Source organism: Modestobacter sp. Leaf380 (genome assembly GCF_001424485.1).
GTDB lineage: Bacteria > Actinomycetota > Actinomycetes > Mycobacteriales > Geodermatophilaceae > Klenkia.
Window position 1 is genome coordinate 1 of sequence record NZ_LMQC01000018.1, and the last position, 2,438, is coordinate 2,438.

Annotated in this window: 1 protein-coding gene and 1 pseudogene; both read right to left on the minus strand. The window is 75.5% G+C overall.

The window, feature by feature from the left end:
- Positions 1–306 (minus strand): condensation domain-containing protein (locus tag ASG41_RS25475; RefSeq protein ID WP_369800027.1); only part of this gene is annotated, 306 nt, incomplete at its 3' end.
- 11 nt (positions 307–317) lie between these two features.
- Positions 318–2,431: pseudogene (locus tag ASG41_RS25480) on the minus strand (amino acid adenylation domain-containing protein); the annotation flags it as partial.
- Between the last annotated feature and the right edge of the window lie 7 nt (positions 2,432–2,438).

Genomic DNA, 2,438 nt, shown 5'->3' on the forward strand with positions numbered 1-2,438 from the left:
GAACACGATGTGGTGCGCCGACACCACCAACACGTGCTCCACCGCCGACACCCGCACCAACGACCACCGCGTCAACGGCCCCACCGCCAGGTCGAACGGGCGCCGACCCGCCTCCCCCACCACCCGCGACACCTCCGCGGCGGGGTGCGGCGACGAGCCGACGTCCAGCAGGGTCAGGTCGACCGCCCCGGGGGGGTCGACGACCGTCGTGGGTTCCCCGTCGACGGGGACGAAGCGCGAACGCAGCGTCTCGTGCCGCGCCACCACCGCCTCCACCGCCCGCTGCAGCGCACCCACGTCCAGCACACCGCTCAACNCCGTCGACGGGGACGAAGCGCGAACGCAGCGTCTCGTGCCGCGCCACCACCGCCTCCACCGCCCGCTGCAGCGCACCCACGTCCAGCACACCGCTCAACCGCAACGGCCACACCACCACGTAGTCCGAGGACCCCGCCGACAACCCGTCCACGAACCACAACCGCCGCTGACCCATCGACACCGGGAGCCGCCCGGGCCGGGCGACCGGGCGCAGCACCGGCCGGCCGGCGGCGGTCGTCCCGAGCGCCTGCGCCGTGCCCGCGACGGTGGGCGCGGCGAAGAAGTCGGCCAGCGACAGCTCGCGACCCGACGCCGACCGCACCCGGGCCACCAGGCGGCTGGCCAGCAGGGAGTGCCCACCCAGGTCGAAGAAGTCCTCGTCGACCCCGATCCGGTCCAGCTCCAGCAGGTCGCACCAGACGTCGGCGATCAGCTGCTCGTCCGCGGTGCGCGGGGCGCACCCCACGCCGTCCCGGTCGGGTGCGCCCGTCCCGTGGTGCTCCAGTGCACCGCGGTCCACCTTGCCGCTCGGGCTCAGCGGGAGCCGGTCGAGCACCACCAGCGAGCGGGGCACCATGTGCGCCGGCAGCGCCGACCGGAGGTGCGCGAGCAGCTCCTCCTCCCCGGGCCGGGAGGCGCCGTCGGCCGGCTGCACGAACGCCACCAGGGTGCGGTCGCCGTGCTGGTCGGGCCGGGCGACCACCGCCGCATCGCCGACCCCCGGGCGGGCGCGCAGGCGTTCCTCCACCTCGCCCAGCTCCACCCGGAACCCCCGCACCTTGACCTGGTGGTCGGTGCGGCCGAGGAACTGGAGGGTGTGGTCGGGCAGCCGGCGCACCACGTCACCGGTGCGGTACAGCCGGGCACCGTCGGCTGAGGGGTGCGGGACGAACCGCTCGGCCGTCAGCCCCGGCCGCCCGAGGTACCCACGGGCGAGGCAGGCGCCGCCGATGTGCAGCTCGCCGGGCACGCCGACCGGGCAGGGCTGTCCGGCGCGGTCCAGCACGTGGAGCTCGGTGTGCGCGACGGGCCGACCGATGGGCACCCGGTCCGGGACGTGGTCGCCGGGGTGCATCGTGTGGGTCGCGGCGAAGATGGCGGCCTCGGTCGGGCCGTAGCCGTTGACGAGCACCGCGCCCTCGCCGAGGTGGGCGAGAGCGGTGGCGGTGTGGCCGCTGGACAGCTGGTCGCCCCCGGCGATGAGCGCCCGCACACCCCCGACGGAGTGCGGCGCCAGGTCGACCACCGCGTGGAACAGCGCCGCGGTCATCCAGGCGACGGTCACCCGGGCCATCGGCAGGAAGGCCTCCAGCCGCTCCGGCACGGCCTTCCCGGGCAGCACCGCCAGCTCGGCCCCGTTGGTCAGCGCGCCGAACACCTCGAGGACCGACACGTCGAAGGACAGCGCGAGCGCGTGCAGGACGACGTCGTCCGTGCCGATCGGGGCGTAGTCGGGGCGGTGCACCCGCGACACGGCCGCGGCATGCGTCACCGCGACGCCCTTGGGCCGGCCCGTGGACCCCGAGGTGTGGATGACGTAGGCGAGGTGGTCCGGCGACACCTGCACCGGGGGGAGCCCCCCGGAGGTGGTCGTCGGGAGCTGGTCGACCAGCAGCACGTCGAGACCGTCGGGGACCAGGTGCCGGGTCGCCGACGTGGCCAGGACCCGGGTCAGGCCGGCGTCGTCGACCATGCCGTGCAGTCGGTCGACCGGGTTCTCGGGGTCCAGCGGGACGTAGGCACCGCCGGCCCTGAGCACACCCAGCAGCCCCACGACGGACTCCGTCGACCGGGCGATGCACACACCGACGAGCACGTCTGGACCCACCCCCGCCGCACGCAGCCGTCGGGCCACCACCGTCGAGCGCTCGTCCAGCTCCCGGTAGGTCAGTTGCCCTCCGCCGCAGGAGACCGCCACCGCGTCGGGCCGCGCGGCCACCTGGTCGGCGACCAGCTCGTGCAGGCACCGGCCGACCGGGGGCCGGTGCGGTGCAGCGGTGGCGGCCGCCGCGAGGTCCACCTGCTCGTCGGGGCCGGGGAGGACCAGGGTGTCCACAGGGGCCAGCGGATCGGCCACCACCTGCGCCAGCACGTGCCGCCAGTGACCCACCATCCGCTCC